Origin of the sequence: Psychrobacter pacificensis (assembly GCF_900101915.1) — a bacterium.
Classification (GTDB): Bacteria; Pseudomonadota; Gammaproteobacteria; order Pseudomonadales; family Moraxellaceae; genus Psychrobacter; species Psychrobacter pacificensis.
Genome location: NZ_FNAL01000006.1, coordinates 126,495 through 151,029, shown reverse-complemented (window position 1 = coordinate 151,029; position 24,535 = coordinate 126,495). Strand labels below are relative to the sequence as shown.

The following is a 24,535-nucleotide window of genomic DNA, read 5'->3' as shown; positions in this document are numbered from 1 at the left end:
AAGATAGTTCCTAAATTTTAGCTTACTTGATGTAAAGATTATTGGCAGCCAAATCAATAGCGATATGCCCCACATTACCCGCGCCTTGCGTGATAAGCATGTCATTGGCTTTTAATAAACGCTGCATCACAGGGGCAAGATTGTCTTTGTCAATAATCGTCGGTTCAACTTCACCGCGCAGACGGATACTGCGTGCCAACGATTTGGTATCAGCGCCTATAATCGGGCTTTCACCTGCTGAATATACATCCAATAGTAGCAGCTCATCAACACTTGATAGCACTTCGACAAAATCGTCATAACAATCACGGGTACGGCTATAACGATGCGGTTGAAATAACATCACTAAACGGCGATCAGGAAAGCTTTGGCGAGCGGCTTTGATGGTTGCGTCAACTTCTTTTGGATGATGACCGTAATCATCAATCAATAGGACATTGCCATCATCGATATCGACTGAGGCATGCTGCTCAAATCGGCGGCCTACCCCTGCAAACTTCTGTAGGGCACGCTCAATCGCGGCATCATCGACACCTTCATCCGTTGCCATGGTGATAGCAGCCAGTGCATTATAGACATTATGTGTACCAGGTATGTTTAATGTCAGACGCAATGGCTTACGGTCACGGCGCAATACGGTAAAGTGCGTCTTGGTACCTTCTGCCACCAGATCGACAGCTTGTACGTCATTAAAAGGCTCAAGGCCAAAGGTCAATACTGGGCGACCAATGTCATCAATCATTGCATACAGCTCAGGGTCATCACCGCATACCACGGCCAACCCGTAAAACGGCATGTTTTGCAAAAACTGAATGTATGCGGCTTTTAATTTATCGAAGCTGTTCTCATAGGTTTCCATGTGATCTTGATCGATATTGGTCACAATTGCTGCCATTGGGCGCAGTGATAAAAAAGACGCATCGGACTCATCCGCTTCTGCTACCAAGAAACGGCTGTTGCCTAGTGCTGCATTTTTACCTGAGGCATTTAGCTTACCACCAATCACATAGGTAGGATCCAATTGCCCCTCTGCCATCATGGTGGTGAGCAAACTGGTCGTCGTCGTTTTACCATGCGCACCAGCAACGGCAATACCATGACGATAGCGCATCAACTCGCCAAGCATATCGGCGCGGCGTACGACTGGCAGGCGAGCTTCAAGTGCGGCTTTTACCTCAGGATTGCTACGATCAATCGCTGATGACACGACGATCACGTCAGCGTTGGCAATATTTTTGGAATCATGACCAATCGATATTTTGATACCAATCTGCTGTAGACGCTTCGTCACCAGGCTTTCTGCAATGTCAGAACCACTGACTTGATAACCTTGATTGTTCATTACCTCAGCGATGCCGCACATGCCTGAGCCACCAATACCAATAAAATGCAAATGCTGAATACGGCGCATTTCTGGTATTTCAATCAAACGCTTAGGAAGGGCTTTGGCAGAGGTAGACATAAAATTTTCTCTTTATTAAAGGATAATAAAAATTGAAGGACAGTAAAATATGATCAGTAAAAAATAACGAGTGGCAAAAGCCGAAACTATAAGGCTTGCCAAATAATATCAGCCACTTGTTTACTCGCACTGCGATTGGCAAGCGCATGACCTTTTTTGGCCATTTCAAGGCATTTCTCTCGATTGAGTACGCTAAGCTCATCGCTTAAACGTTTGGCCGTTAGCTCTGACTGTGGCAATAAAACCGCAGCAGCATGCGAGGTCAATGTGCGCGCATTGGCGGTTTGATGATCATCAACCGCATGTGGTAGCGGTACAAAAATAGCAGCAATACCGACATTTTGGATTTCAGTCACTGTCAATGCACCAGCGCGGCAAACGATAATATCTGCCCAGTTGTAGGCCGCCGCCATATCATCGATAAAGGGTTGCACTGTGAACTGATGCTTGCTTAAATCTTGCTCACTATAAGCCGCCTGAGTGGCTGCTTCGTTATTGCGTCCGCATTGATGGAGGACTTCAAACGGTTGGTCTAGCAAAGCCAGTGCTTTTGGCACGGTCTCATTTAATACCTGAGCACCAAGCGAGCCACCCACGACCAGCAGTTTAAGCGGTGAGCTATCATTGATATCATAACGCACCTTTGGCTCTGCGACACCAGTGATGGCGTTACGCACAGGATTGCCAACTGTTTCAAGCTTGGCATCTTGTTCACTATTGGCAAAAGTGTTCTCGAATGCTTGTAATACTTTGGTAGACAGCTTAGACAGATAACGATTGCTCATGCCAGCGATGGCATTTTGTTCATGGATAACCAGCGGTGTATTGGTCAGACGTGCAGCAAGTCCACCAGGCGCACTCACATAGCCACCAAAACCAACGACCACGTCAATCTGATTGCTGCGAATCACTTTCACCGCAGCCATCGTCGCTGACAATAACGTTACTGGCAGCTTAACTAAACGACCCACGCCCTTACCGCGCAGCCCCTGCATATTGATGGCATGAAAAGGATAACCCGTCGGTTCAACCAAACCATTTTCCATACCATTTGGCGTTCCAAGCCAATGAATAACCGCACCGCGACCGGTCAGCTCATCGCTCACTGCAAGCGCGGGAAAAACATGTCCGCCCGTCCCAGCTGCCATCATCAATATATGCGGTGTTTTCATGGAGATCTGCCTATCTTTACTTTACTTATATGAAGGATTTGTCCTACTACTATGATGCCATTTACTAAAAAAATGACACGGTAAAAGCCCGCATAGTATAGAGGAAATCATTGTCTTATATACAGTACTTTATGCAGTAGAAATAACAAAAAAACCAAGCCATGAGCTGGCATGACTTGGCGTCATGTACTACTGACACACGACCATACAAGGCAATGATAAACGAGGTATTAAGACGTACTTTCTTTAATGGACATCTGTCTTAGACTGTCTAAAACTATACCGTAAATTTATTTTCGATTGCCATGATAAAGTCGGTCGCGATATCGGTACCGCACTGATCATCAATCTCACGTACGCACGTTGGGCTGGTGACATTAATCTCAGTAATACGTCCACCGATCAAGTCCAAACCCACGAACATCAGACCTTTTTCTTTGACAATCGGCGCCACAACTTCTGCCACTTGACGCTCAATATCGGTTAATGGCATCGCCACACCGCTACCACCTGCGGCAAGATTGCCACGGGTCTCGCCTTTGCTTGGGATACGCGCCAAGCTATAGTCGACCACAACGCCATCTACAATAAGTACGCGTTTATCACCTGCTTTAATCTCTGGCAAATAACGCTGCGCCATGATTGGTAAAGTCTCAAGCTCAGTCAGCACCTCAATCGTCACGCCAATATTTGGACTATCAGCAGTCAGACGGAAGATACCCGTACCGCCCATACCATCTAGCGGCTTAACGATGACATCTTGATGCTCAGCGATAAACTTGCGAATGTGAGCCTGTTTGCTGGTCACAATCGTTGGGCTCATATACTCACTAAACCACGTCGCAAATAATTTCTCATTACAATCACGGATGGCTTGCGGATCGTTGACCACGAGCACGCCTGCTGCTTTGGCATGATCAAGCATATAAGTGGCATAAATAAAGCGCATATCAAACGGTGGGTCTTTGCGCATCAAAATCACGTCATAGTCAGCAACTGAGCCTGTCGTTTTATCACCCAGTGTATAAAAATCTGCAGGATCACGCTTCACCGTAAGCGGCTGAGTATCGACCATTAATTGTCCACGATCCAACCACAAGTCATGAATCTGACAGTAACCAAGCTGATGACCACGGTCTTGAGCGGCCCACATCATAGCGAGACTGGTGTCTTTTTTATAATTGACCCGCTCGATAGGATCCATAATGACGAGTATTTTTAGCGATTTTTCTTGGTTTTGTTGGCTCATTGTTTGACTCATGGTAGGGCTCACTTACGTTATATTATTAGTATAAAACAGGCTCAGTGCCTAACTATACACCGTACTGCTCACGGTAATGTTGCATTTTGGCTAACTGGGTCGCGTCTTTATGTTGGCCGTTTTGTGCACCATGGTCATCTGCCAGATAACTGATTAAATCGTCAATATCAACCAATGCCCGTACTGGCACTGCTAATGTGGCAGCAAGCTCTTGAATAGCAGAGTGCTCAGCTTGGCCTTTTTCTTTGCGATCAAGCGCGACGATAATACCCGCAACGCTTGCTCCTGCTTGCTCTAAAATCTCGACCACTTCACGCATCGCTGTGCCTGCTGTGATGACATCGTCAAGCACCCAAACAGCCTTTCCACTTACGTCAGCACCGACCAAATTGCCCCCTTCACCGTGGGTTTTGGCTTCTTTACGATTGTAACCCCATTTTGCATTGATGCCATGATGTAGCCATAACGCTTGGGCGGTCGCTGCGACAAAAGGAATACCTTTATAAGCCGCACCAAAGATGACTAGCTCTTGCTCATTACCGTCATTATTTGCCGCAATTATCTGTTCAGCTAAGGCATCTGCATAACCACGTGCTAGCAGTGATAACATCTCACCCGTTGCAAGCAGACCTGCATTAAAAAAATATGGACTGATACGACCAGACTTGAGGACAAACTCGCCGAATTTAAGTACTTGGTTATCTAAAGCCAGTTGAATAAATTGATGAGATGAAAACGTTGGGTCTTGCAGGCGCGATACGTGAGACATGATGACATTCCTATGGGCAAAAAGAGGGGCGAAAAAATTTGCATTATTGTACGCATTATTGATCAGCTTGACCAACCGTTGATCTCGTAATCCTGCATATTGGCATAGCGAGTCAACAAACCACTACGCGACGAGATATTAAAATAACTCTGTCCATCTGCCCGCACTTGTATCTCCCAGCCTAAATGATACGCAGCAACAATGATGTGACCAGCAAATATCCGGATCTGACGATATGCGTGGCGCTGCGTAGGCTCACAGACAATCTGACTGAGCAAATAACTACGTACGTGCTGGCAAATTTGCGCGGCACTATAGCTATGATTGATACTTTTACGAGTACTACATTGCTTTAGCGCATGGACAGCAGCGCTACAGGCCATAATATCTGTCGCCAAACTGCCCTCGCCTGTCTCAAATTGCTGCGGTTGCAAAATCACTTGCCAATCATCGGCATACAGGCTACTCAGCAGTTCATCAGGATTATAGCGTTTGATCAATGCGCGCAGAGAGGCTAAAGACTCGTTAACTTTGTCATTGTTATTTGGCTCAGCCATCTCGTCGCTATCAGCAGAGCCAAACCCATAACGATTGAGTTTTGGATAGGTACGAATCGCCTGCTGGATATCTGACATATCTAATAATGTCATCTTTGATAATGGCGATAATAAGGGCTGATCACTGTGATTTTGATAAAAGCTATCAGGCAATTCGACAAGCTGTGCCGCCTTGAGTAACGATAGATGCTCCGCCAAGGCTTCTGACGCAATCAGCGACCATTTTGATAAGCTATCTGCATTAGGCTGATAGAACCGCGTCGAATTACCATAAAGCCGGCGCAGCTGACCATCTAGGAGACGAGCAGGCTCAGGAATATCACTCAATGGTCTGGCGGGATCAAGGGGGGATCGTTTGGGATCAAAGTTCGGATGTACGATCGCAGGTTGCTGTGAATCAGCTAGCATAAAAGACTGCCCAGCATCGCCTTTTGTGAGCTTGCTACCTTCTGCTGCCAGACTGGCATGAGACAAATGGTCATCAGAAGTAAACGGCTGAGTCATGAAATCTCCATAAACTATCACATATAAAACGAACAAAAACGTTCAAACCGAACAATGATCTTAACGCTAAAAACTACGCTTGATGGTCTAAAATATCACGATAGCCTGTCTGCCAATCAGCGTACTCAAGCCAAGCTAAAGGAATGTTGCTATGTAAACGCTTTCCTGTCACTGATGTCTTTTTTTCATCGATAGTAGGCGCGGCTTCGCCGATTTGTTCACTCAACCAAACACCAAGCTCAAAAGTGGTCACAGGTCTGTAGTCTGTCGCAAGATAGAGTGGCTTTGGTGCGGCTGTCGTCAACACATTGGCAATGATAGTGACCAAGTCGCGATCCATAATACGATTGCTCCAATGCTCGGCGGCTACTGGCTCTTTTTGTGGCTCGCGCGCTTTACGCACGCGCATAAGGCGCTCACGTCCATAAATGCCGCTAGGTCGAATGATGATGGCTTTATCACCAAAGCTTTGCTGCAGTGCTTGTTCGGCTTGTAATATAACCTTTGATGCGTCACGCTCAGGCGTCATAGGTTCAGTATGCTCATCGATCCATTCGCCATTGTCTTGACCGTAAACACCAGTAGAAGAAATAAACACGACGCGCTGCAGGTTCGCCAGATTAGCAGAAAGCGTTGCCAAATGCTGGCTGATCGCTAAGTAACTGTCATGATAACCGCTGGTCGAATACTCATCAGGGGTGACGATAATCGCAATATAGGTAAATGATTGCAGCTGCTCGCTCGTCAGAGTCAGCGCATCAGCCTGCAAAAAATGGGCGCTATCCACTAAAGCATAATGATGACGCTCACTACGAGCCAGCCCTGTCACCGAAAAGCCGTCTTGTGCCAGCTTATTGGTAACAGGCAAGCCGATATCACCTTGCCCGATAATGAGTATATTTGGTGTATTCATAAAGCATCTTTCCTTTTATACCACTTATACAACGATTACAGCGCTAAAAGATAACTCTACTTAAAAATACCGTCTGTATGACAGCTGTATATCCTCATTCGCATCGACGCGCTCTTGCCAGTCGTAGCTGGCATTGATCCGTAGTGCTTGTTTTTTATCAATATCGTATTGTAAACCGAGGCTTGAGATCGGTTGCCAATAATGACCACGAACGTTGGACTCATCGCTGCTGCCATGATACCAATATGGCAATTGCAATTCAGCTTGCGCGCGTAACTGATTGTTAATCTGATAACGACAGCCGGCATTAACGCCTGCCCCTACCCGAAAGCCTTTATTGATAGCGCGCCCTGCTTGCGCGGTCCCGGCCAAAAACGTATAGCATAGTTGCGGCGACATCTGACCCGTACCACTGCTTGGCGTACCAAATGCCCACGACCAGCCCGTCTCATAACCCACACTACCCACCAGATGATCTCGCCCGCCCTCTTGTGAGCCATCATTCACTCGCGTCGCCTCAATGCTTGCGCCCCACGTTTTGCCTTTGTTGCCAGCATTGATAGGATTAAAAGAGCGTCCACGAATCAAAGTCGCATTTTGCAAGACCACGCTGTCTGGTTGATTGGGCTTATCATCATCTGTGTCATATAGACGTAAGGTCGCAGCTACCCCTTCTAAATTAAAAAACTGTGAATACCCTGACGCGTGGTCAAGCGTATCATGAAACCCTGCTCTAAACCCAATATCGATATAATCATTGTCACCGCGCTGACCGATAGCTATCACTCCCAACTGTAGTGGATGCCTATCTATTGGGTTATTATCCGATACCTCGATTTGACGTTTGCGTAACCATTGTCCATCATCTGATAGGCTTGATACGGGATTGATCTGTGCCGATTTTATCTCATTTAAGGTTTGTTTGGCGCTGTTATGATAACCCAACTGCGCGCGTTGTTGTTTAGCGTCATTAAGCTGAGCTTGACGCAACGTATTGTCGGCTGGGGTATAAGTGGCATTTGCCAAAAGATTTTGACTGTTTAATAACTGAATGACATCAGAGGGCACGACCACATAAGCCAGTTGCTTCAATAAATTCTGCTGAGGACGAATAACGTCAATCAGGCGCAGAATCTCAGAAGCACAATTATCCGTGGTGAAGTAATACGGCATTTTTAGCGCTTTGGTCTCCCAAACATGGCGCATAACCTGCTGTACTTCACTAGATGTCAGATTCAACTGATACGTCCACGTATCACGCTCATCGTCTTGTAGATATTTTGCGAGCTTTTGGGGATAAGGATCAATCTCGATAGCACTGTCATAACTGCCAATCATGGATTTGGTCGCATAGATTGGAAAGCTATCGTTTGGATCACCGTCCACCGTATAATTGAGCGCATACGCCTGACTGATTTGATTGGGATCTGCTACGCTCGATTTTGAATCAATGCGCAATAACGTATGACCAAAGGCAGAGAGTGGGTTGTCCAAATACTCCTCAGCAAACACAATAGATAACTGCTCAGGCGCCAATGTCGCCATCCAGTCATCCAGCTCTGGACACTCATTTGTCAGACTCGCATCATCGATAGCTAACTTTTCTTTTAGCCATGCCACTCGTGCTGGGAAACGGCACAGAACGGAATTATTATTGGCTTGAGTTTTTATATGAATGTTTGCTTGGTTGTTACCAGTTGTCTGCGATGTGAATTCTTTTGCCAGTGCGACTAGTGTCGCGTCTAATTCTGCGGCTGAATCCTGCTGACCGTTATCACTCAAAAAAAAGCGTGGATCATCGACCAAACTCTCCGTTTTCTTTTTAGATAAAATGCTGCTTTGATCATCGTAAAAATACAATAAGCGTCGCCATATTGTATGCTGTGCTAGATTGTCAGTTTTTGCCTGTCGACGCCATGTTGCCAGTAACTGTTCTGTCGCCATATCTGACCCAGACGCAGTATTATTTTGAGTATTGTTTCCAGTATTACTGAGAGTAGATGTCTCAATGCGAACAGCATCTTCAGCGTCACTAGGTGACGTACTATCTGATAATTCAGATGAGAGCGCTCCTTCGGTGACCAATAAAGGCGTCGGTAAAAATGCCTGCGTGTTTGCAGAAAACAATAGCGCCGCTATCGCCAATGGCAGTCGCGCTCGCTGACCAATGGTTATTAGAGTATAAGTTCCAGACGAAGACATCGGTTTTATAGACATGAGGCGGGCTCTCACACGTTATTATTTATACGCTATTCGCGCTGTGAAGGTTTATTCTGCTAGAGACTCAAATGATATAAGCAAGCTGCGACCATCTAACTACTTTGATAAACTTTCTATCACAACATCACCAATACTGTTATAAAAAGAGAGCTTTATGCCCGATTCATCATTATCTACATTGCCAATGACAATCACAGATGGTTTGCTGTCAGCCGCTACTTGGCTGGCCTCACCAAACTATAATATCAGGCCAGAAGGTCTAAGTATTGATGCCATCATTATTCATAATATTAGCCTACCACCCAATGAGTTTGGTGCGTGCGACTCTAGCGGCACGCATTATGTAAAAGCATTATTCACTAATCAATTAGATTGGGATGCGCACCCTTATTTTCAGACAATCAAAGGTGCAGAAGTGTCAGCGCACCTGTTTATTGAGCGTGACGGGGCTATCACTCAGTTTGTCAATTTTAACGAACGCGCTTGGCACGCTGGACGCTCTAGCTACTTAGGCCGACCTGAATGTAATGATTATAGCATTGGCATTGAGCTTGAAGGGTCAGATTTTGTGTCCTTCACTTCCGCTCAATATGAGAAGCTCGCAGCGGTAATCGCGGCTATTTATGAAGCGTACCCGAAAACGCAGCGACATTTGACAGGGCACAGTGATATTGCGCCAGGGCGTAAGACGGATCCTGGTGATTATTTTGAATGGGCAAGGTTGCGGGAGCTAGTTGCAGGGTTATTACGAAATAACTCTTTATCACTGCAAAAATGATTTCCACATCCAATCCATTTATCTCCGTGATGAAAGTGCTATAATTCGTCAGTTTTTTTGCAACAGCAAATCAGCACACTAGCTCTTACACAACCCTGTACACAACTTAGCAAGATAGGTTCTCATGGCAAAAAGTCGGTTATTTCGTTCAACCATGGTGGTCAGCAGTATGACCATGTTATCGCGTATTTTAGGTTTGGTACGCGATGTCGTATTGCTAGGGGTTTTTGGGGCTGGCGGTTTGATGGACGCCTTTTTGGTCGCCTTCAAAATCCCAAACTTTTTGCGACGACTGTTTGCTGAAGGGGCGTTTAGCCAAGCATTCGTTCCTGTGCTGTCCGAGTACAAGGAAAAGTACAGCTTACAGCAAGTACAGATTTTAGTCAGTCGCACCTCGGGCGCACTCTTGCTGGTATTGTCGATGCTGACAGTTGTTGTTATCTTAATCGCGCCTTGGGTAGTGACGTTGTTTGCCCCCGGGTTTGCCGATCAACCTGACAAATTTGCCATTACCGCTGAATTACTCCGCCTTACCTTCCCTTATTTGCTGTTTATTTCTATGACGGCTTTTGCCAGTGGTATTTTGCAAAGTTATGGCCGTTTTGCTGCGCCCGCCTTTGCCCCAGTCCTATTGAATTTATGTATGATTGGTGGTGCGCTGATTTTGGCGCCGATGTTTGATACGCCTATTATGGCGCTTGGCTATGCCGTGGCGATCGCAGGACTATTGCAATTCTTAATACAACTGCCTCAGCTATGGCAACAAAAACTACTGGTCGCGCCCAAGATTGACTTTCAGCACGAGGGCGTTCGCCGCATTCTAAAATTAATGCTGCCGGCTATCTTTGGTGTGTCTGTCACTCAGATTAACTTATTGCTGAACACCGTTTTTGCCTCATTGATGATTGGTGGTTCGGTGTCTTGGCTCTACGCGGCTGAGCGTATGAGCGAGCTACCACTAGGGCTAATTGGTGTGGCGATTGGTACGGTCATATTACCAAGTCTGTCAAAAAGTGAAGCGCAAAAAGACGATGTTAGTTTCAAAAAGACCATCGACTGGGCCGCGCGCCTTATCATTTTGGTCGGTGTGCCTGCCTCGGCTGCGCTCTTTGTACTCGCAGATGTGCTGATGCAAGCCCTGTTCTTACGTGGTGAGTTCACCCTTCGTGATGCCCAGATGAGTGCACTGGCATTGCGTAGTATGGCAGGTGGTATCTTAGGATTCATGCTGATCAAGATCTTTGCCCCTGCATTTTTTGCGCGTCAAGACACCAGAACACCTGTCAAAATCGGCATCATTTCTGTTATTGCCAACATGGTATTTAGTGTCATTTTTATCGGGATATTTTATTTCTTAGAAATGCCATTACATGGTGGCCTAGCCTTGGCAACGACGGGCGCAGCGTTCGTAAACGCAGGCTTGCTCTATTACTTCTTACACAAGCGCGATATTTTCCGTTTTGGCCCCCATTGGAACAAACTATTCACACAGTTTGCCATTTCAACTGGCTCCATGATCGGCGTACTTTATCTCATGTTACCCTACTTTCCTACTGATGAAGCCCAGTGGCAACGCATCATCGCACTCATGATTATGTGTGTCGCCGGAGCGCTCGTTTATGGCGTGGTATTGCTAGCGACAGGTGTCCGTCCTCGCCAGCTCAAACACGGTTAAGCCAACGTAGATATAGGCATGAGCTTGGCTTACGAAACCAAAACAAGCCTATCATCAGAATTGACAATGCTTGCCACCAATCGTTGTCATAATGACCTATTAATGAATAACTGACATTTGAGGTTCGATATGACAACGAAACAGCCACTCTTCCAGCGCTTACCGCTTCTCCTTGCAACAGGTGTACTCGGTACTGGACTACTGCTGAGCGGTTGCAGCAACAATGAGTCTGCAGTCACTGAAACTGCTACCAACAATGAAGAAGTTGCAGCTGTCGTTGATACTTCAGATACAGACACAGCTGAGCAAAAAGAGACAGCAGATAGCACAAGTGAAACGACTCAGGTCACAGATGATACTGAGAATACAACGACCGTTGATAATGACAATATCAATCCAGTCACTGCTCCGATTAACCAAAAAAGCCTAGTGACCAATCCGACCGAAGCGGGTACGCCAGAGGATACGGTCAAAAAAGCACTAAATACCTTGTATTATGGTGATGTGAAGGATGCGGCAGGCTACTATCAAGTAGATATGGCAAATTTTGAGCAAGAGCTTGCCAACACTCAATCGGCGTTTCAACAAACGGTCGATGGCGTGACGATTACTGATACAACGTACAATGATGACAAAACGCGTGCCACCATCACTGGCGAGTTGATGCTCAAAGGACAAAGCGACCCTGCACCATTGACCTATCAACTACAGAAAATAGATGGTCAATGGAAAATTTTGGGTTAAGGCATTTTGCTCTAATCATCTGCAATGTTGTCCGATGCCACGGCTTTACCAAGCATCACAACATCAGCGATAAACCCGTCCATATCACAAACTTCTGGCATATACCCCCACTGCTCAAAGCCAAGTTTACGGAACAGTCCCAAACTTGGCTGATTGTGGGCAAAGATAAGGGCAACGATATTTCTGATTCCTAAACTGGGCGCTTGCGTCAACATCCAGCGTGTCAACAGACTGCCCAACCCTTTACTCTGATAATCTTGGTTCAGATAGATGCTGATTTCAGTGCTGATATGATAAGCGGTACGCGCATATAAATCACTGAAACTGCCCCATGCAACAATTGGTAGTTTTGTACTCTGTCTATCGGCATCACCTTCTAGTAATGCTTTGACTACATAAATAGGTCTCGTTGGACTGTCTAAATGCTCATCGAACCAAGCTGTACGTTCTTCGAGCGTTACTAATGCCAAATTTGCCGTTGCTTGTTTGCCAGGAATACTTTGGTTATAAATCGCCAAGACTTCTGCCAAGTCTTCTTTACTGGCACGTTGTACCATAAACTGCTGGGTCAGCTGATGTGTCAACGGGGCAGTTGCTATGACATCTAAGGCAACATCGGACATAGAGTCTCCATATTAATTGGCATTATTATTGGTATTCATGATGATAGTAAAAAATCGTCATACTGATAATAGACGTATGTACAAACCATGAAATTCATAGAGCGTCATTCATACTTGCATTATCCGTAGACTATAGGATGTTAGTGTGGCTATTTTACTTTATAATGGCTAATTTTCGACACATCAATTTTGACCATAGATGTGTTTTTTCGTTTTTTATCTGGTCTCATCATAGCTGAAAACTTATGAAAACCTATTTTCTTGAGCAACTGATTGCATCATCAAATGCCGCGTCTACTACTAATGACCCAGTAGAGTTAGCGCCTTGTGTGCTCACTATTGGCAATTTTGATGGCGTACACCTTGGTCATCAGGCAATGCTGGCACAAGTTCGTGATATTGCGCATACCCAAAACTTGGACGCTGCGGTCATGATATTTGAGCCACAACCACGTGAGTTTTTTGAGCCAGCTAAAGCCCCTGCGCGTTTGACCAATCTAGCAGAAAAGCAGGCACTCCTAGCACAACATGGGGTTAAAACCTTAGTGGTGGCAGGTTTTGATGAGGACTTTCGCTCATTATCAGCACAAGCCTTTGCCGATATATTAGCCAAGCGCTTAAATGTAAAAGCGCTGGTACTAGGTGACGACTTCCGCTTCGGTCATGATCGTACTGGCGATAGTCAGTTTTTGCGCGATTATGGTTTGGATGTGACTAACCTACATACCATCACTGATAGCAATATTGACAACGACCACTTGAATGATGTCAATAATGAGGCTGCACGTATTAGCTCTACTCGCATCCGTGACTTGCTATTGGCAGGTGATATTCATGCTGCCAATATACTGCTGGACCGCGACTACGCCATTACGGGGTCGGTCGTCCGTGGCGATCAAATTGGTCGCACTATGGACTTTCCTACTGCCAATATTGATTTGCAGCGAATAAAACCCGCTTTGCACGGTATTTTTGCCGTTGATGTCGTCAGCTTAGATGAGAATGGAGAGGTCATACCTGATGGTTTAATAAAGCTGGCTACTGATAATAATATAGGCGTCGCAGGTTTGCGTCCACATAGTTTGTTCGGTACCGCTAACATTGGCAAAAGACCCTCTGTTGATAAAGGTGATGACTGGCGATTGGAAGTACACTTTCCCAAACTAAAAGCAGATTTGTACGGGTTGAATCTAGAAGTGCGCTTCTTGCACTTTTTGCATGGTGAGCGTCGCTACGATGGTTTGGACGCCTTGAAAGCGGGTATTCATCAAGATGTCACTGACCTACTAGAATGGCGTGATAATCAAGTTTAGCAGTCAGACGTATCTTACATTTTATCAAGTCCAAACTTTTTTGCTGTTGCGATTCCGGTATGTCCTTGACGATAGTATGTGATGACTTTGATCTTAAAGTCTAGATCGTAACGCATAAAAATACCCCATAAGTTGTGTCCAACTTATGGGGGTCAGTTCAATATATTAGGTTTTTTATATCAGCTTTTAGGCATCAGGATGCATTCGTACATTTAACTCATCAATCGTCTCTACCCATGCTGCATCGTTTTGCCATTCTTCTTGCAAGAACATACGCTGGCTATCGGTCCAGAAATTAGCTTCTATCAATTTCTCTTCACTTGATAACTGGTTGTCTGCGATAAACTTATCAATTGCTTCATCAGAGCTATCTAGACCTAACTGAGCAAATAGCTCATTCATATTATATTCTGGCTCACCCAACATACTTTTCTCCTTAAATGGTGTAGTGGTAATTGTGCTTATTATTCAAATTAACCCATTTATTGTAGCAAGCTTTGTGCTAATAGCTGTTAATCAACGTTTATCTAACGTTATCAATTGTATAGGCAGCAAACAGATATTGCCATTTCAAGAGATGCGATAGATTACTTTTTATTTCATCATATCTTTTGGATAAAGAAACTTATAGACATAAAAAAGCCCTCCTATATTAAGATTAAGAGGGCTTTTTTTCACTCATTACTTAAGTTAAGACAGCTATATAACTGCTTAGCTTATTAGCTTATGGTAGTAGGTGTGCTACTGCATCACGCTCTTCGCTCAGCTCTTGCTCAGTGGCGGCCATTTTCTCTTTTGAGAATTCTGATGACACATCAACGCCGTCTACGATAGACCAGTCGCCGTTTTTGCATGTGCATGGGAATGAGTAGATAAGGCCTTCAGCGATACCATATTCCCCATTTGAATAAACACCCATAGAGACCCAGTCGTTCTCGTCAGTACCGAGTGCCCACGTGCGCATATGGGCGATAGCAGCGTTGGCAGCAGAAGCTGCAGATGAGGCGCCGCGAGCTTTAATGATGGCCGCGCCGCGCTGCTGTACTTCTGGGATATACGTGTTTTCGTACCAATCACGATCAACCAACTCTAGCGCTGGTTTGCCATTGACAGTCGCAGCCGTTAGGTCTGGATACTGGGTCGATGAGTGGTTGCCCCAGATGGTCATGTTTTTGATGTCATTAACAGTGCTGTCAGTTTTTTCGGCTAGCTGTGCCATCGCACGGTTATGATCTAGGCGAGTCATGGCAGTAAAGTTACGTGGATCTAGGTCTGGTGCGTTACGCTGAGCGATTAGCGCGTTGGTGTTGGCAGGGTTACCGACGACCAATACTTTTACATCACGGCTAGCGACTTCGTTTAATGCTTTGCCTTGTGCTGAGAAAATCGCAGCGTTGGCTTCTAGTAAGTCCTTACGCTCCATACCTGGACCACGTGGACGGGCACCGACGAGTAACGCGTAGTCAGCATCTTTGAATGCCACATTTGCATCATCAGTTTGGACAATACCAGCAAGCAATGGGAATGCGCAGTCTTCTAGTTCCATGACCACACCCTTTAGGGCATCAAGCGCTGGTGTGATTTCAAGCAATTGCAAAATAACTGGCTGATCTTTACCTAGCATCTCGCCAGATGCAATACGAAATAGCATCGCGTAGCTGATATTACCAGCGGCACCAGTGACGGCAACACGTAAAGGCTGTTTCATTGACATTGAATACTCCCTAATTGATGATTAGATCATTCATGATTGTAATAGATGATTATCTTTTTAGATATCGACTTGTTTGCTGCACAAAGGCAGCGCTAAACCGAGAGCTAGTGTAGCACTTCGTTTGGCAAATCGTCTAGAGACAATCAGAGGCTTGCCGCGGATTCTCACTGATTATATTGTTACATTTTATACGAAAAGAATATCTATAAGCTCAGAGCCTATAAATAAAGGGCTGTATAATTTTTAGATACGGCCCATAGTATGTTTTATCGCTATGAGACGAGTAAATAAGAGCATAAAAATGACAATGTAATACGGGCAAGTTTACTCAGATTTTATTAAAAACAGTACCGAAAAGGATGTAGAAAAAGAACGGTAGACTATCTAAAAAATAGTTAAATAAAAGCTATCTACCACCTGAAATGATGAATTGGCTGCCGCAGTTATCTACAACATTGTGACAAGTGCCAAAACTGCTACCCTCATAGCACACATGGATATCCGTCAGTATCGATTGACGACGACTGCCTTCTTGGCAAATGAGATCGACACTATTTGATGACATACCACTATTTAGGCGCGTCATTTGACTAATAAATCGAGATTTAGAGACTGTATAACTGTTGCCCGTATTCAGCTCGTTAGGAAGCTTTAGTTCACCAGCGTAGTTAGTGATTTGTCGGAAGTAGCGACTGGCACTCAGTGGGCTACAAGCACCATAGCGCTGCCACGTTTGGCTACGTACTGTCGTATCAGGCATGATGCGATTGACAACCTTTAGTTGTAGTGGTGTCAAACGTGGCTCGCTACCACGACCACAGCGTTCGCCGTAGCCCATGTCTAAGCCTGAAACTGTTAACGAATAGCCTTCTAGACATTGACGCATGCGGGCTCTTGTCGGCTGCATGCTACATAGCGCGGGGGTCATCTCGACCATCAATACGCGCTGGCCAGCTTTGACCGTGCTCGCCGCATATGCTGGCGTCAGCATAAGACCTTGTATGATTAACAAAGCACCAAAACTCGTCGTTTTATTAACTTTACCCATATGATGCCTATTTTTCAAACTTCCACGGAACTGCACCAAGAAACTGGATGTCTTAAATTTTGAGCTTGTTTCTGCTTTCGTATTAGATGACCGGGGCACCTGAATCAGTAACGGTTGCCGAGTTTTCGATAATACAGGCAGTTTGAAGTATTTTTTGATCATAGGGCTGGGAGCAATTAGCAATGATAAAACATGGGCTATCACTTAAATCATTGTGCTAACAGCATTAAACACATAGCGATCTAAGAACAAGACTGAAGAACATACACGTCAATTAAAGCAATGGTAACAAAATGTCTTTTTTAATCTATAGCAAAAACGTAAACGTTGTCGTGCTCGTCAATAATTGCAAAATTAGGTTCAGTATTTATTGTATAAAGTACTAAGACTTGCTGCCATTTAGCCCATAAAAAACAGACCGTTAACTATAAAAGCTAGTGGTCTATTAAATACGAATTCACTGATTAAAAAGCAGCAGGTACTGTACCCATACGTTGACTGATTGGCTGACCACGACCCAGCAGACTGCTATAGATAGTAGCGTTTTCCATCACGTGTTTGACATAGTTACGCGTTTCAGGAAAGGCAATCGATTCGACATATTGATCTGCGGCGATTGCGCCATAGGTTGGTTGCCAGCGTTTGGCATTATTAGGACCCGCGTTATAGCCTGCGGTTGCCAATACTGGCTGATAGTTCAGTTTACTTAAGATATCACCCATATACCATGTACCATAACGAATGTTGGTATCGCCACTATTGGCACGGCTCGCACTATAAGTCTCACCTAAGTTACGCGCGATATATTTTGCCGTATCAGGCATGATTTGCATCAACCCACTGGCGCCTACATTTGAGCGCGCAGAAGACACAAAACGGCTCTCTTGACGCATGATGCCATAAGCCCACGCTGGATCAATGCCTGCTGATTGACTATAACGCACCACTGACTCTTGGTGTGGCATAGGGTGCGAAAGTGCCAAGCTATTAACTCTATCGGTATTATCGACGGCATAAATCGCCCGATCGAGCCAGCCCATGTCATACGCTTGACGCGCCGCCGCGATAATGAGATTGTCATCACGGTTATCGCGTGCTTGCTTCACAGCCCAGTTCCACTCGCGGTTGGCGTAGCCGCGACTCGCGTCAGAGTTGTATAGTGCAAATGCACGGGCAAAGTGTGGGTTTTGCATCACGCGCGCGCGGTCAGCGGTACTGACATTAGGCAAATTGCTACCACCTAAGCGGCTGGCATCAAAGCGCTGACCGATCCTGTCTTTTGCCATCAAGCCATAGTAGTCATTATTTTTCGCTAGGTTTTGATACATTTTTTTGGCGGTATTGCGCTTACTGCTATTGCTTGATTGTTCATAGGCGCGTGCCAGCCAGTATTGCCACTGACCATCCTTCTGAATTTCACCATCCATTTTTGAAATAGCTTCAACCACATCATCCCAGCGGCCAAAGCGGATTGCCGCCATGGCATAGTCTTCAGCTTCTTCAAAGTTAAAGTCATCATCTAAACTATGGCGGAACCAGTCTACTGCTTCAGCATTAAAACCGTCATCGGTATTGTGGTTCATGCGCTTAACGCCAAGCGTACGATAGGCGTAACGACGCGTTTCGTCATTCAATAACTTTATAGCGCGCTGATTGTCTTGCTTGATATCAAAGTCTAATTGCAGGGCCGCTTCTCGATAGGATTTATCTGCGACACGGCCAATAGCATATAGGTATAGGTATTGATTGGTTTGACTGGCGGGCTCGCGGCCAAAGCGGCTAAAAAACGACGAGGGATTGAGCTGAATTTCACTAAGCGCCGAATAGGCAATCGGTGTCCCTAAGCGCGATGATAATGCCATGATGTCGCCTGTCTTACCGACACGCAGCATCCGCTTGAGACGAGCAGCGCGATCCTGATTGCTAATGAGCGCGTTGTTATTCATCTCCATCGCTAGCTGCTCACACAAGGCAGGCTGCTTTTTGGTGGTTAGCCAAACATCAGATTTGGCAGCCATGGCACGCATGGTATCACCGCCATTATTGAACCCAAGGGCGATAGCGCAGCGCTCACTGGCATCAGCATTGGTAATCAGATTCGCCACTTGTCTGACAGAGGCGTAGTCATTCGACCCCGCTTTGGTCTCCGCAAAATCAGCCACCAATTTCTCGGCCATGACCGTATCTGGATACTGACGCACAAACTGTGATACGGCCGCTGAACTTTGTGAATTGAGGTCTAGATTCATCCGCCAATAGGTTGGATACATGGCAAATAGACCGCCGCTCATGATTTGCTCATAATTATAGAGCGCCCCCACATCGCCGCGATCCGCTGCGATAGCCGCTGCCATAAATGAGTCAATACTACGGTCTTGCTGATAATTTTGCTGATAGTTACCCTCTTGTTGATAGCTCTCCTCATCACCCCACGTCAGCTCTGCACAAGCCACTTGTGACATACCAAGCGCGCTTATAGCGGTTGCCACACTCAATGCGCTTATCCACAACGAGCCTACTGTGAGTCGTTTCGACGTCTGCTTTTGACTGGTAAATTCTTCATCCTTGATGCTATGAGCAACACGCAACTTTGTCATACTGACTCTCTTTATGATGTTTCTATAAATATATGAATAACGGTTCGCTAAGTACCGCCAAGGGTATCGCAATCATCATACTATACTCATTGTGCTTTCAACTATCTCCTTTACCTTTTGTTAATAAATAGGAGAGCACGGTGTAACATAGAAATGATAACGAGCCTCAGTTTTTATAAATGGTAATATTAATCACAGTAAATAATTGATACTGCTATGAATTATTTATCATATTGACAACCCATCGCCTATGCTAATTTTTCACATTAGTACAGGGTTGTGATAAAATACGCCACCTGTTAATCGGCTACTTCGTTATATTTTTGGTCAATCATGGACTTCCCCTTATGAGTGTTACTGTATTCAATCCCCGCATCGATGACGATGCTGCTGCTGAGACGACTGTCACCGCACGTGCTGTCACTGCACTCAAGGAGCAAAGTTCAGCCCAAGCGCCCGTCGAAAAAGCCGCAACCAAGAAGGTATTCATCACCACCCAAGGCTGTCAGATGAATGTCTATGATTCAGACAAAATGCTCGATGTGCTCGGTGACTCGCACGGCATGCAAGTGACGCACAACATTGATGAAGCCGACGTGCTGTTGATGAATACCTGCTCTATCCGCGAAAAAGCGCAAGAAAAGGTGTTTTCAGAGCTTGGGCGCTGGCGCAAACTCAAAGAAAAACGTCCTGATCTCGTGATTGGCGTTGGCGGCTGCGTGGCCTCACAAGAAGGCGACAATATCCAAAAACGCGCACCTTATGTGGATATGGTGTTTGGCCCGCAAACCTTGCACCGTCTGCCTGAGCTGTATGACCAATCACATGAGCAGCGTGATATCGCGCCTAAAAACCGTATCGGTACGATTGACGTATCCTTCCCCAGTATTGAAAAGTTTGACTTTTTGCCTGAGCCAAGAGTAGAAGGCTACAAAGCCTTTGTCTCAATCATGGAAGGCTGCTCAAAATATTGCTCATTCTGCGTCGTTCCTTATACACGCGGTGAAGAATTGTCGCGTCCACTTGACGATGTGCTGGCCGAGATTGATAGCCTTGCCGCGCAAGGTATCCGCGAAATCAACCTACTTGGTCAAAACGTCAACGGCTATCGCGGCGAAAAAGACGATGGCAGTATTTGCCGTTTCGCTGAGCTGCTGCATTATGTCTCGCACGTCGATGGTGTGGAACGTATTCGTTATACCACCAGCCATCCGCTTGAGTTTACCGATGATATCATTGACGCTTATGCACAATTGCCAGAGCTGGTATCGCATCTGCATCTACCTGTACAAAGTGGCTCAAACGCGATTTTGGCGGCGATGAAACGCAACCATACCATCGATGTGTATATCGATCAGATCAATAAGCTCAAAGCCATCCGCCCAGACATTCACTTGTCGAGCGACTTTATCATTGGCTTTCCTGGTGAGACTGATGAGGATTTCCAAGACACGCTAAACTTAGCAAAAGAATTGAACTTCGATCACTCGTACAGCTTTATCTACTCCAAGCGTCCGGGCACGCCAGCTGCTGAGTTACCAGATGATGTCAGCTTCACCACCAAAAAAGCGCGTTTGGCTGAGTTCCAAAAAGTGATCGTTGACTCGACATTGGCCAAAACGCATGAGATGGTCGGTACAACGACTCGCGTCTTGGTTGAACAAGTCGCGAATCGCCATCCAGATTGCCTAATCGGTACAGCGGACAACACCCGTACGGTGATGTTCCCTTACGATCCTGAGCGCAGTGATGAGCTGCTTGGTAAAATTGTCAGCGTACGTGTCACCGATTTTGTCAGCCCGCATATGGTGAAAGGCGAGCTAATCGAAGTATTAGCATAGTGGTTAAGGTAACAATGGTTAAATTATAAGTTTGAATAAGAATAAAAAAGCCGTTCACTATAATAGCGAACGGCTTTTTTGCGGGTGAATGTTAACCATCACTATTCTGATAACCAATCTGTCTTCCGTAGCTGCTGCTTGGTCTCACGGCGACGTTTCTTGCGGACAATATCGATATCTTCTTTTTCATGAATACCGCCTTTTCTTAACAGGGGATCAAGCGCCAAATAATTACGCGGTTTCACTGCGCCTAGCGAGTGCTGTGCACCTGATTCAGTCTGCTTGTCTAACTGTCTCTCAATTTGTTTAGCCTTTTTTAACGTTTGTTTTAAGCTCATATAGTTACCTATTCTTTAATCCTTTTTAGATACCAACGCCGAAAATCATCTTAGCGAGGAAAACGAGCGCAAATTGTATATCCAGTACATTAAGCAAGTTTGACGACGCTAAGAGGATTTGCAGGTTTGGTATTAGCCCTTAATACACATGACCTGCTTCAGCGTATGCACCACTTCAACCAAGTCTTTTTGATTGGCCATCACTTCATCAATGTCTTTATATGCGCCAGGGATTTCATCGATAACGCCTTTGTCTTTACGACATTCAACACCATCGGTTTGCGCTTTTAGATCATCAATGGTGAACGCGCGTATCGCTTTACCACGGCTCATCTGTCGCCCTGCCCCATGTGAGCAAGAACAAAACGACTCTGTCGCACCCAGACCACGGACGATAAAGGATTTTGTACCCATCGAGCCGGGGATAATGCCAAGCTCACCGGCATAAGCACTGATTGCGCCTTTACGCGTCACGTAAACCTGCTCGCCGAAATGCACCTCTTCATTGACATAGTTGTGATGGCAATTGATGGCTTCTTTGGTCAGGGCAAATCGTGGCAATCCTGCTTGCGGCGATTGCAGCGCCTTAATCACCAAACGCATCATCTCGCGGCGATTCTCTAGCGCGTAATCCTGCGCCCAACCAACTGCCTCAACATAATCGGCAAAGCTGTCAGACCCTTCGGCAAAGTAAGACAAATCACGATCAGGCACATGACCAAAGCGTGATTGACGCTCTTTTTTGGCCAGATTGATAAAATAGCGCCCGATACAATTACCAATACCGCGACTACCAGAATGCAGCATCACCCAGACATCTTGGTTTTCATCCAAGCACAGCTCGATGAAATGATTGCCACCGCCAAGTGTGCCCAGCTGTTTGGCCCACGTACGCTCAAAACCTTTAAGCATTTTGAGTAAGCCTGGGTGCTTATCGGTAATCGGTTTTAGGCGTTTGCCGAGCGGATCAAGCGTGGAGCTTTTTGCTTGGATTTGCTTGTGCATATTAAAACCCACCGGCACTTGCTGCTCGACCACCAAGCGCAGCGCTTTTAAGCTATCAGGCAGATCACTTGCGGTTAGGGATAAGCGCACGGCGTTCATACCGCAGCCGATATCTACGCCGACCGCCGCAGGAATGATGGCAGACTTGGTCGGAATCACGCTGCCAACGGTCGCGCCTTTGCCAACGTGTACATCAGGCATAACCGCAATGTGCGAATGTACAAACTCTAGCTGAGCCAAGTTGCGTAGCTGCTGCATCGCGCCTTGCTCGATATCAGAGGTGTAAATCTTGACAGGCACGCCATGTTTGCCACTTTTATTTAACGTTAATTGAATGCTCATTATTTAATTTTCCGTTTTTTTATTCTTAAAGCCATGCATTTTTTTCAATTCGCTTATTTATATTTTTTAGACATTACTTATCTTTCTCAATTAAACATAATGGTTTAATAAGAAAAAAAATTATTATCTAAGAAATTATAGGCAATAAAAATCCGTATTTTTATTAATTAAAAATCAATAAAAATTCATGGCTGCTTTATTATGGACGTTTTAAAGAAGAATCTTTCATACCAAAAATAAGGGCGTAAATATTATGCGCGCAGGTAGACAATTGCTAAGTGTTAGCGTGAATGATTTTTTGGTAATAAAGATACAGCAGAATGTTGGATAAACAGATAACAGCAAGCACAAAACTACTTAGCACTATCGCATCGCTATTTTAACAAAGTAGATTTAGAGGAAGGATGGAGCGAGTACATATATAGTCGAACCACTATTAAAGTGTTACAGCGTTAGACTCGTTTAGCCTGCTACTGTAGTACTTGCACTCGTCTGCCTTGTACCACTTTTAATATTGATTGACTATAGGAGGCTATTCATTGATATGAATAGATAGAATATCACTCAATAGCTATATATAAATTTAGCCAAACCTTTTCGAAGTCTTCATTGTTGTCATGCTTTTCATACATTCAATCTTTAAAAACGTCTTAACAGTTATATAGGACACGATGATTCCTCCATAGGTTGTGGCTAATGTCAGGGCGACAATAGCAAGTTTATTAAAAGCATTTATAGCAAGACTATAAATCAGTGAGATAATAATAACGATTTAAAAAATATTGTCAACTATTAATTTTTGAATAACAAAAAACGCAATACTATAGCGATTCATTTAATAAAGTGATTATTTCAAATAATAACTAATAACTTTTTATAGCATAAAACTATTAATTACTTCAGCAAACAAAGCCGCTGCAATGATGATAAAGATAATGCCGCAACCACGATTAAGCCATGCTAAACGATTACCAACATCGAGCCAACTTGCCAGCTTTTTTCCGCCTAGCGTATAGACAATCTGCCAAATGGTTTCGCTCATGAATAGCCCAATGGTCAATAAGATATATTGCGGCCATAGTGGCACACTAAAATTAATAAACTTAGGAAAGAACGCTGCGAAAAATAATATCGCTTTTGGATTAGATAAAGATACCCAAACCCCTGTACGGAATAAAGTGAGATTGCTCGGACTTGTCTTGACCGCAGCACTCGACAGCGAGCGCGGCTGCGGTGTAATAGCTTGACCTTCAAAAGCCCCATAGTCGGCCTCAACCTCAGCACTTAACTCCTTGGCATCGCTCATCAAGCTACCATCACCCGCATCACGCCATGAGCTGATGCCCAAATATACCAAGTATGCCGCGCCCACGGCTTTGATAATTGTGAGCAGCCATGGCGACTGGCGACTGATCACATCCAGCCCAAGCAAAGTCGATAGCAGCAAGATAAATAGCCCAAGGCTCAAACCTGCCAGCGTCCATAATGTGCGCTTCACACCATAGTTCATGCCATACTGGAATGCCAACAACATGTTGGGACCTGGTGTTGCGGAAATCAAAAACGTACTTGCGAAAAATACTGCAAACAGATGCCAAGACATCAGCTAACCCCTACTTTGTTATATATAAATGCTTCTTATACGAACAGCCACATCGC

Annotated in this window: 20 protein-coding genes; 5 read left to right on the top strand and 15 right to left on the bottom strand. The window is 45.1% G+C overall.

Going from position 1 to position 24,535, the window contains the following annotated elements; all coding sequences use genetic code 11:
- Positions 1–22: 22 nt before the first annotated feature.
- From murC to BLR43_RS05505, 7 genes are all read right to left on the bottom strand, one after another.
- Complete coding sequence (gene murC / locus BLR43_RS05535) at positions 23–1,462, bottom strand: UDP-N-acetylmuramate--L-alanine ligase (protein WP_093069412.1); 1,440 nt, start codon at positions 1,460–1,462, stop codon at positions 23–25.
- A gap of 86 nt (positions 1,463–1,548) precedes the next feature.
- Complete coding sequence (gene murG, locus BLR43_RS05530; RefSeq protein WP_093069410.1) at positions 1,549–2,634, bottom strand: undecaprenyldiphospho-muramoylpentapeptide beta-N-acetylglucosaminyltransferase; 1,086 nt, start codon at positions 2,632–2,634, stop codon at positions 1,549–1,551.
- 277 nt (positions 2,635–2,911) lie between these two features.
- Positions 2,912–3,883, bottom strand: coding sequence for a glutathione synthase (gshB, locus tag BLR43_RS05525; RefSeq protein WP_093069408.1), 972 nt, complete (start codon positions 3,881–3,883; stop codon positions 2,912–2,914).
- Between the two features lie 64 nt (positions 3,884–3,947).
- Entirely contained in the window at positions 3,948–4,664 is a 717-nt protein-coding gene (gene pyrE, locus BLR43_RS05520; protein WP_071003042.1) for an orotate phosphoribosyltransferase, read from the bottom strand.
- Positions 4,665–4,726: 62 nt separating this feature from the next.
- Entirely contained in the window at positions 4,727–5,725 is a 999-nt protein-coding gene (locus BLR43_RS05515) for a hypothetical protein (RefSeq protein ID WP_071003041.1), read from the bottom strand.
- Between the two features lie 73 nt (positions 5,726–5,798).
- Positions 5,799–6,638: an SDR family oxidoreductase gene (locus BLR43_RS05510; protein WP_093069406.1), complete on the bottom strand. Its 840-nt coding sequence runs from the start codon at positions 6,636–6,638 to the stop codon at positions 5,799–5,801.
- Positions 6,639–6,698: 60 nt separating this feature from the next.
- Positions 6,699–8,855, bottom strand: a complete 2,157-nt coding sequence (locus tag BLR43_RS05505) for an Lnb N-terminal periplasmic domain-containing protein (protein WP_093069404.1) — start codon at positions 8,853–8,855, stop codon at positions 6,699–6,701.
- 157 nt (positions 8,856–9,012) lie between these two features.
- On the opposite strand from BLR43_RS05505, the gene ampD reads away from it, so the two are divergent.
- From ampD to BLR43_RS05490, 3 genes are all read left to right on the top strand, one after another.
- The gene (gene ampD, locus BLR43_RS05500; RefSeq protein ID WP_093069401.1) at positions 9,013–9,636 is read left to right on the top strand and encodes a 1,6-anhydro-N-acetylmuramyl-L-alanine amidase AmpD; all 624 of its coding nucleotides are present in this window, start codon (positions 9,013–9,015) and stop codon (positions 9,634–9,636) included.
- 124 nt (positions 9,637–9,760) lie between these two features.
- Positions 9,761–11,311: a murein biosynthesis integral membrane protein MurJ gene (murJ, locus tag BLR43_RS05495; RefSeq protein ID WP_093069399.1), complete on the top strand. Its 1,551-nt coding sequence runs from the start codon at positions 9,761–9,763 to the stop codon at positions 11,309–11,311.
- A gap of 129 nt (positions 11,312–11,440) precedes the next feature.
- Positions 11,441–12,055 (top strand): hypothetical protein, encoded by a 615-nt coding sequence (locus BLR43_RS05490; RefSeq protein WP_071003038.1) that lies wholly within the window; start codon positions 11,441–11,443, stop codon positions 12,053–12,055.
- Positions 12,056–12,066: 11 nt separating this feature from the next.
- Here the strand turns inward: BLR43_RS05490 and BLR43_RS05485 are convergent, their stop codons facing one another.
- Positions 12,067–12,678, bottom strand: a complete 612-nt coding sequence (locus BLR43_RS05485; RefSeq protein ID WP_071003037.1) for a GNAT family N-acetyltransferase — start codon at positions 12,676–12,678, stop codon at positions 12,067–12,069.
- A gap of 245 nt (positions 12,679–12,923) precedes the next feature.
- Here BLR43_RS05485 and ribF point away from each other — a divergent pair, with 245 nt between their 5' ends.
- Positions 12,924–13,991 carry a riboflavin biosynthesis protein RibF gene (gene ribF / locus BLR43_RS05480; protein WP_093069396.1) on the top strand — a complete coding sequence of 356 codons (1,068 nt, stop codon included), beginning with the start codon at positions 12,924–12,926 and terminating at the stop codon, positions 13,989–13,991.
- Positions 13,992–14,177: 186 nt separating this feature from the next.
- On the opposite strand, the gene BLR43_RS05470 is transcribed toward ribF, so the two are convergent.
- From BLR43_RS05470 to BLR43_RS05455, 4 genes are all read right to left on the bottom strand, one after another.
- Entirely contained in the window at positions 14,178–14,417 is a 240-nt protein-coding gene (locus tag BLR43_RS05470; protein ID WP_093069393.1) for a DUF2789 domain-containing protein, read from the bottom strand.
- 298 nt (positions 14,418–14,715) lie between these two features.
- Positions 14,716–15,705 (bottom strand): malate dehydrogenase, encoded by a 990-nt coding sequence (locus BLR43_RS05465; protein WP_178379285.1) that lies wholly within the window; start codon positions 15,703–15,705, stop codon positions 14,716–14,718.
- Positions 15,706–16,111: 406 nt separating this feature from the next.
- Positions 16,112–16,753, bottom strand: a complete 642-nt coding sequence (locus BLR43_RS05460) for a T2 family ribonuclease (protein WP_058025029.1) — start codon at positions 16,751–16,753, stop codon at positions 16,112–16,114.
- Between the two features lie 464 nt (positions 16,754–17,217).
- The gene (locus tag BLR43_RS05455; RefSeq protein ID WP_093069391.1) at positions 17,218–19,350 is read right to left on the bottom strand and encodes a lytic transglycosylase domain-containing protein; all 2,133 of its coding nucleotides are present in this window, start codon (positions 19,348–19,350) and stop codon (positions 17,218–17,220) included.
- Positions 19,351–19,697: 347 nt separating this feature from the next.
- Here BLR43_RS05455 and miaB point away from each other — a divergent pair, with 347 nt between their 5' ends.
- Entirely contained in the window at positions 19,698–21,191 is a 1,494-nt protein-coding gene (gene miaB / locus BLR43_RS05450) for a tRNA (N6-isopentenyl adenosine(37)-C2)-methylthiotransferase MiaB (RefSeq protein WP_093069388.1), read from the top strand.
- A gap of 101 nt (positions 21,192–21,292) precedes the next feature.
- Here miaB and BLR43_RS05445 read toward each other — a convergent pair whose 3' ends face one another.
- From BLR43_RS05445 to BLR43_RS05435, 3 genes are all read right to left on the bottom strand, one after another.
- A complete protein-coding gene (locus BLR43_RS05445; RefSeq protein WP_167669384.1) occupies positions 21,293–21,529 on the bottom strand; it encodes a hypothetical protein in 237 nt (78 codons plus the stop codon).
- Positions 21,530–21,661: 132 nt separating this feature from the next.
- Complete coding sequence (locus BLR43_RS05440; RefSeq protein WP_093069386.1) at positions 21,662–22,876, bottom strand: RtcB family protein; 1,215 nt, start codon at positions 22,874–22,876, stop codon at positions 21,662–21,664.
- 874 nt (positions 22,877–23,750) lie between these two features.
- Positions 23,751–24,479: a LysE family translocator gene (locus tag BLR43_RS05435; protein WP_093069383.1), complete on the bottom strand. Its 729-nt coding sequence runs from the start codon at positions 24,477–24,479 to the stop codon at positions 23,751–23,753.
- Between the last annotated feature and the right edge of the window lie 56 nt (positions 24,480–24,535).

Bases quoted from the DNA above. Each gene is read 5' to 3' on its own strand.
- murC (WP_093069412.1), bottom strand. From the start codon at position 1,462: ATGTCTACCTCTGCCAAAGCCCTTCCTAAGCGTTTGATTGAAATACCA.
- BLR43_RS05485 (WP_071003037.1), bottom strand. From the start codon at position 12,678: ATGTCCGATGTTGCCTTAGATGTCATAGCAACTGCCCCGTTGACACAT.
- BLR43_RS05510 (WP_093069406.1), bottom strand. From the start codon at position 6,638: ATGAATACACCAAATATACTCATTATCGGGCAAGGTGATATCGGCTTG.
- murG (WP_093069410.1), bottom strand. From the start codon at position 2,634: ATGAAAACACCGCATATATTGATGATGGCAGCTGGGACGGGCGGACAT.
- gshB (WP_093069408.1), bottom strand. From the start codon at position 3,883: ATGAGCCAACAAAACCAAGAAAAATCGCTAAAAATACTCGTCATTATG.
- BLR43_RS05505 (WP_093069404.1), bottom strand. From the start codon at position 8,855: ATGTCTATAAAACCGATGTCTTCGTCTGGAACTTATACTCTAATAACC.
- BLR43_RS05460 (WP_058025029.1), bottom strand. From the start codon at position 16,753: ATGGGTAAAGTTAATAAAACGACGAGTTTTGGTGCTTTGTTAATCATA.
- ribF (WP_093069396.1), top strand. From the start codon at position 12,924: ATGAAAACCTATTTTCTTGAGCAACTGATTGCATCATCAAATGCCGCG.
- murJ (WP_093069399.1), top strand. From the start codon at position 9,761: ATGGCAAAAAGTCGGTTATTTCGTTCAACCATGGTGGTCAGCAGTATG.
- BLR43_RS05440 (WP_093069386.1), bottom strand. From the start codon at position 22,876: ATGAGCATTCAATTAACGTTAAATAAAAGTGGCAAACATGGCGTGCCT.
- BLR43_RS05515 (WP_071003041.1), bottom strand. From the start codon at position 5,725: ATGACTCAGCCGTTTACTTCTGATGACCATTTGTCTCATGCCAGTCTG.
- BLR43_RS05465 (WP_178379285.1), bottom strand. From the start codon at position 15,705: ATGTCAATGAAACAGCCTTTACGTGTTGCCGTCACTGGTGCCGCTGGT.
- BLR43_RS05435 (WP_093069383.1), bottom strand. From the start codon at position 24,479: ATGTCTTGGCATCTGTTTGCAGTATTTTTCGCAAGTACGTTTTTGATT.
- pyrE (WP_071003042.1), bottom strand. From the start codon at position 4,664: ATGTCTCACGTATCGCGCCTGCAAGACCCAACGTTTTCATCTCATCAA.
- miaB (WP_093069388.1), top strand. From the start codon at position 19,698: ATGAGTGTTACTGTATTCAATCCCCGCATCGATGACGATGCTGCTGCT.
- BLR43_RS05455 (WP_093069391.1), bottom strand. From the start codon at position 19,350: ATGACAAAGTTGCGTGTTGCTCATAGCATCAAGGATGAAGAATTTACC.
- BLR43_RS05470 (WP_093069393.1), bottom strand. From the start codon at position 14,417: ATGTTGGGTGAGCCAGAATATAATATGAATGAGCTATTTGCTCAGTTA.
- BLR43_RS05490 (WP_071003038.1), top strand. From the start codon at position 11,441: ATGACAACGAAACAGCCACTCTTCCAGCGCTTACCGCTTCTCCTTGCA.
- ampD (WP_093069401.1), top strand. From the start codon at position 9,013: ATGCCCGATTCATCATTATCTACATTGCCAATGACAATCACAGATGGT.
- BLR43_RS05445 (WP_167669384.1), bottom strand. From the start codon at position 21,529: ATGAGCTTAAAACAAACGTTAAAAAAGGCTAAACAAATTGAGAGACAG.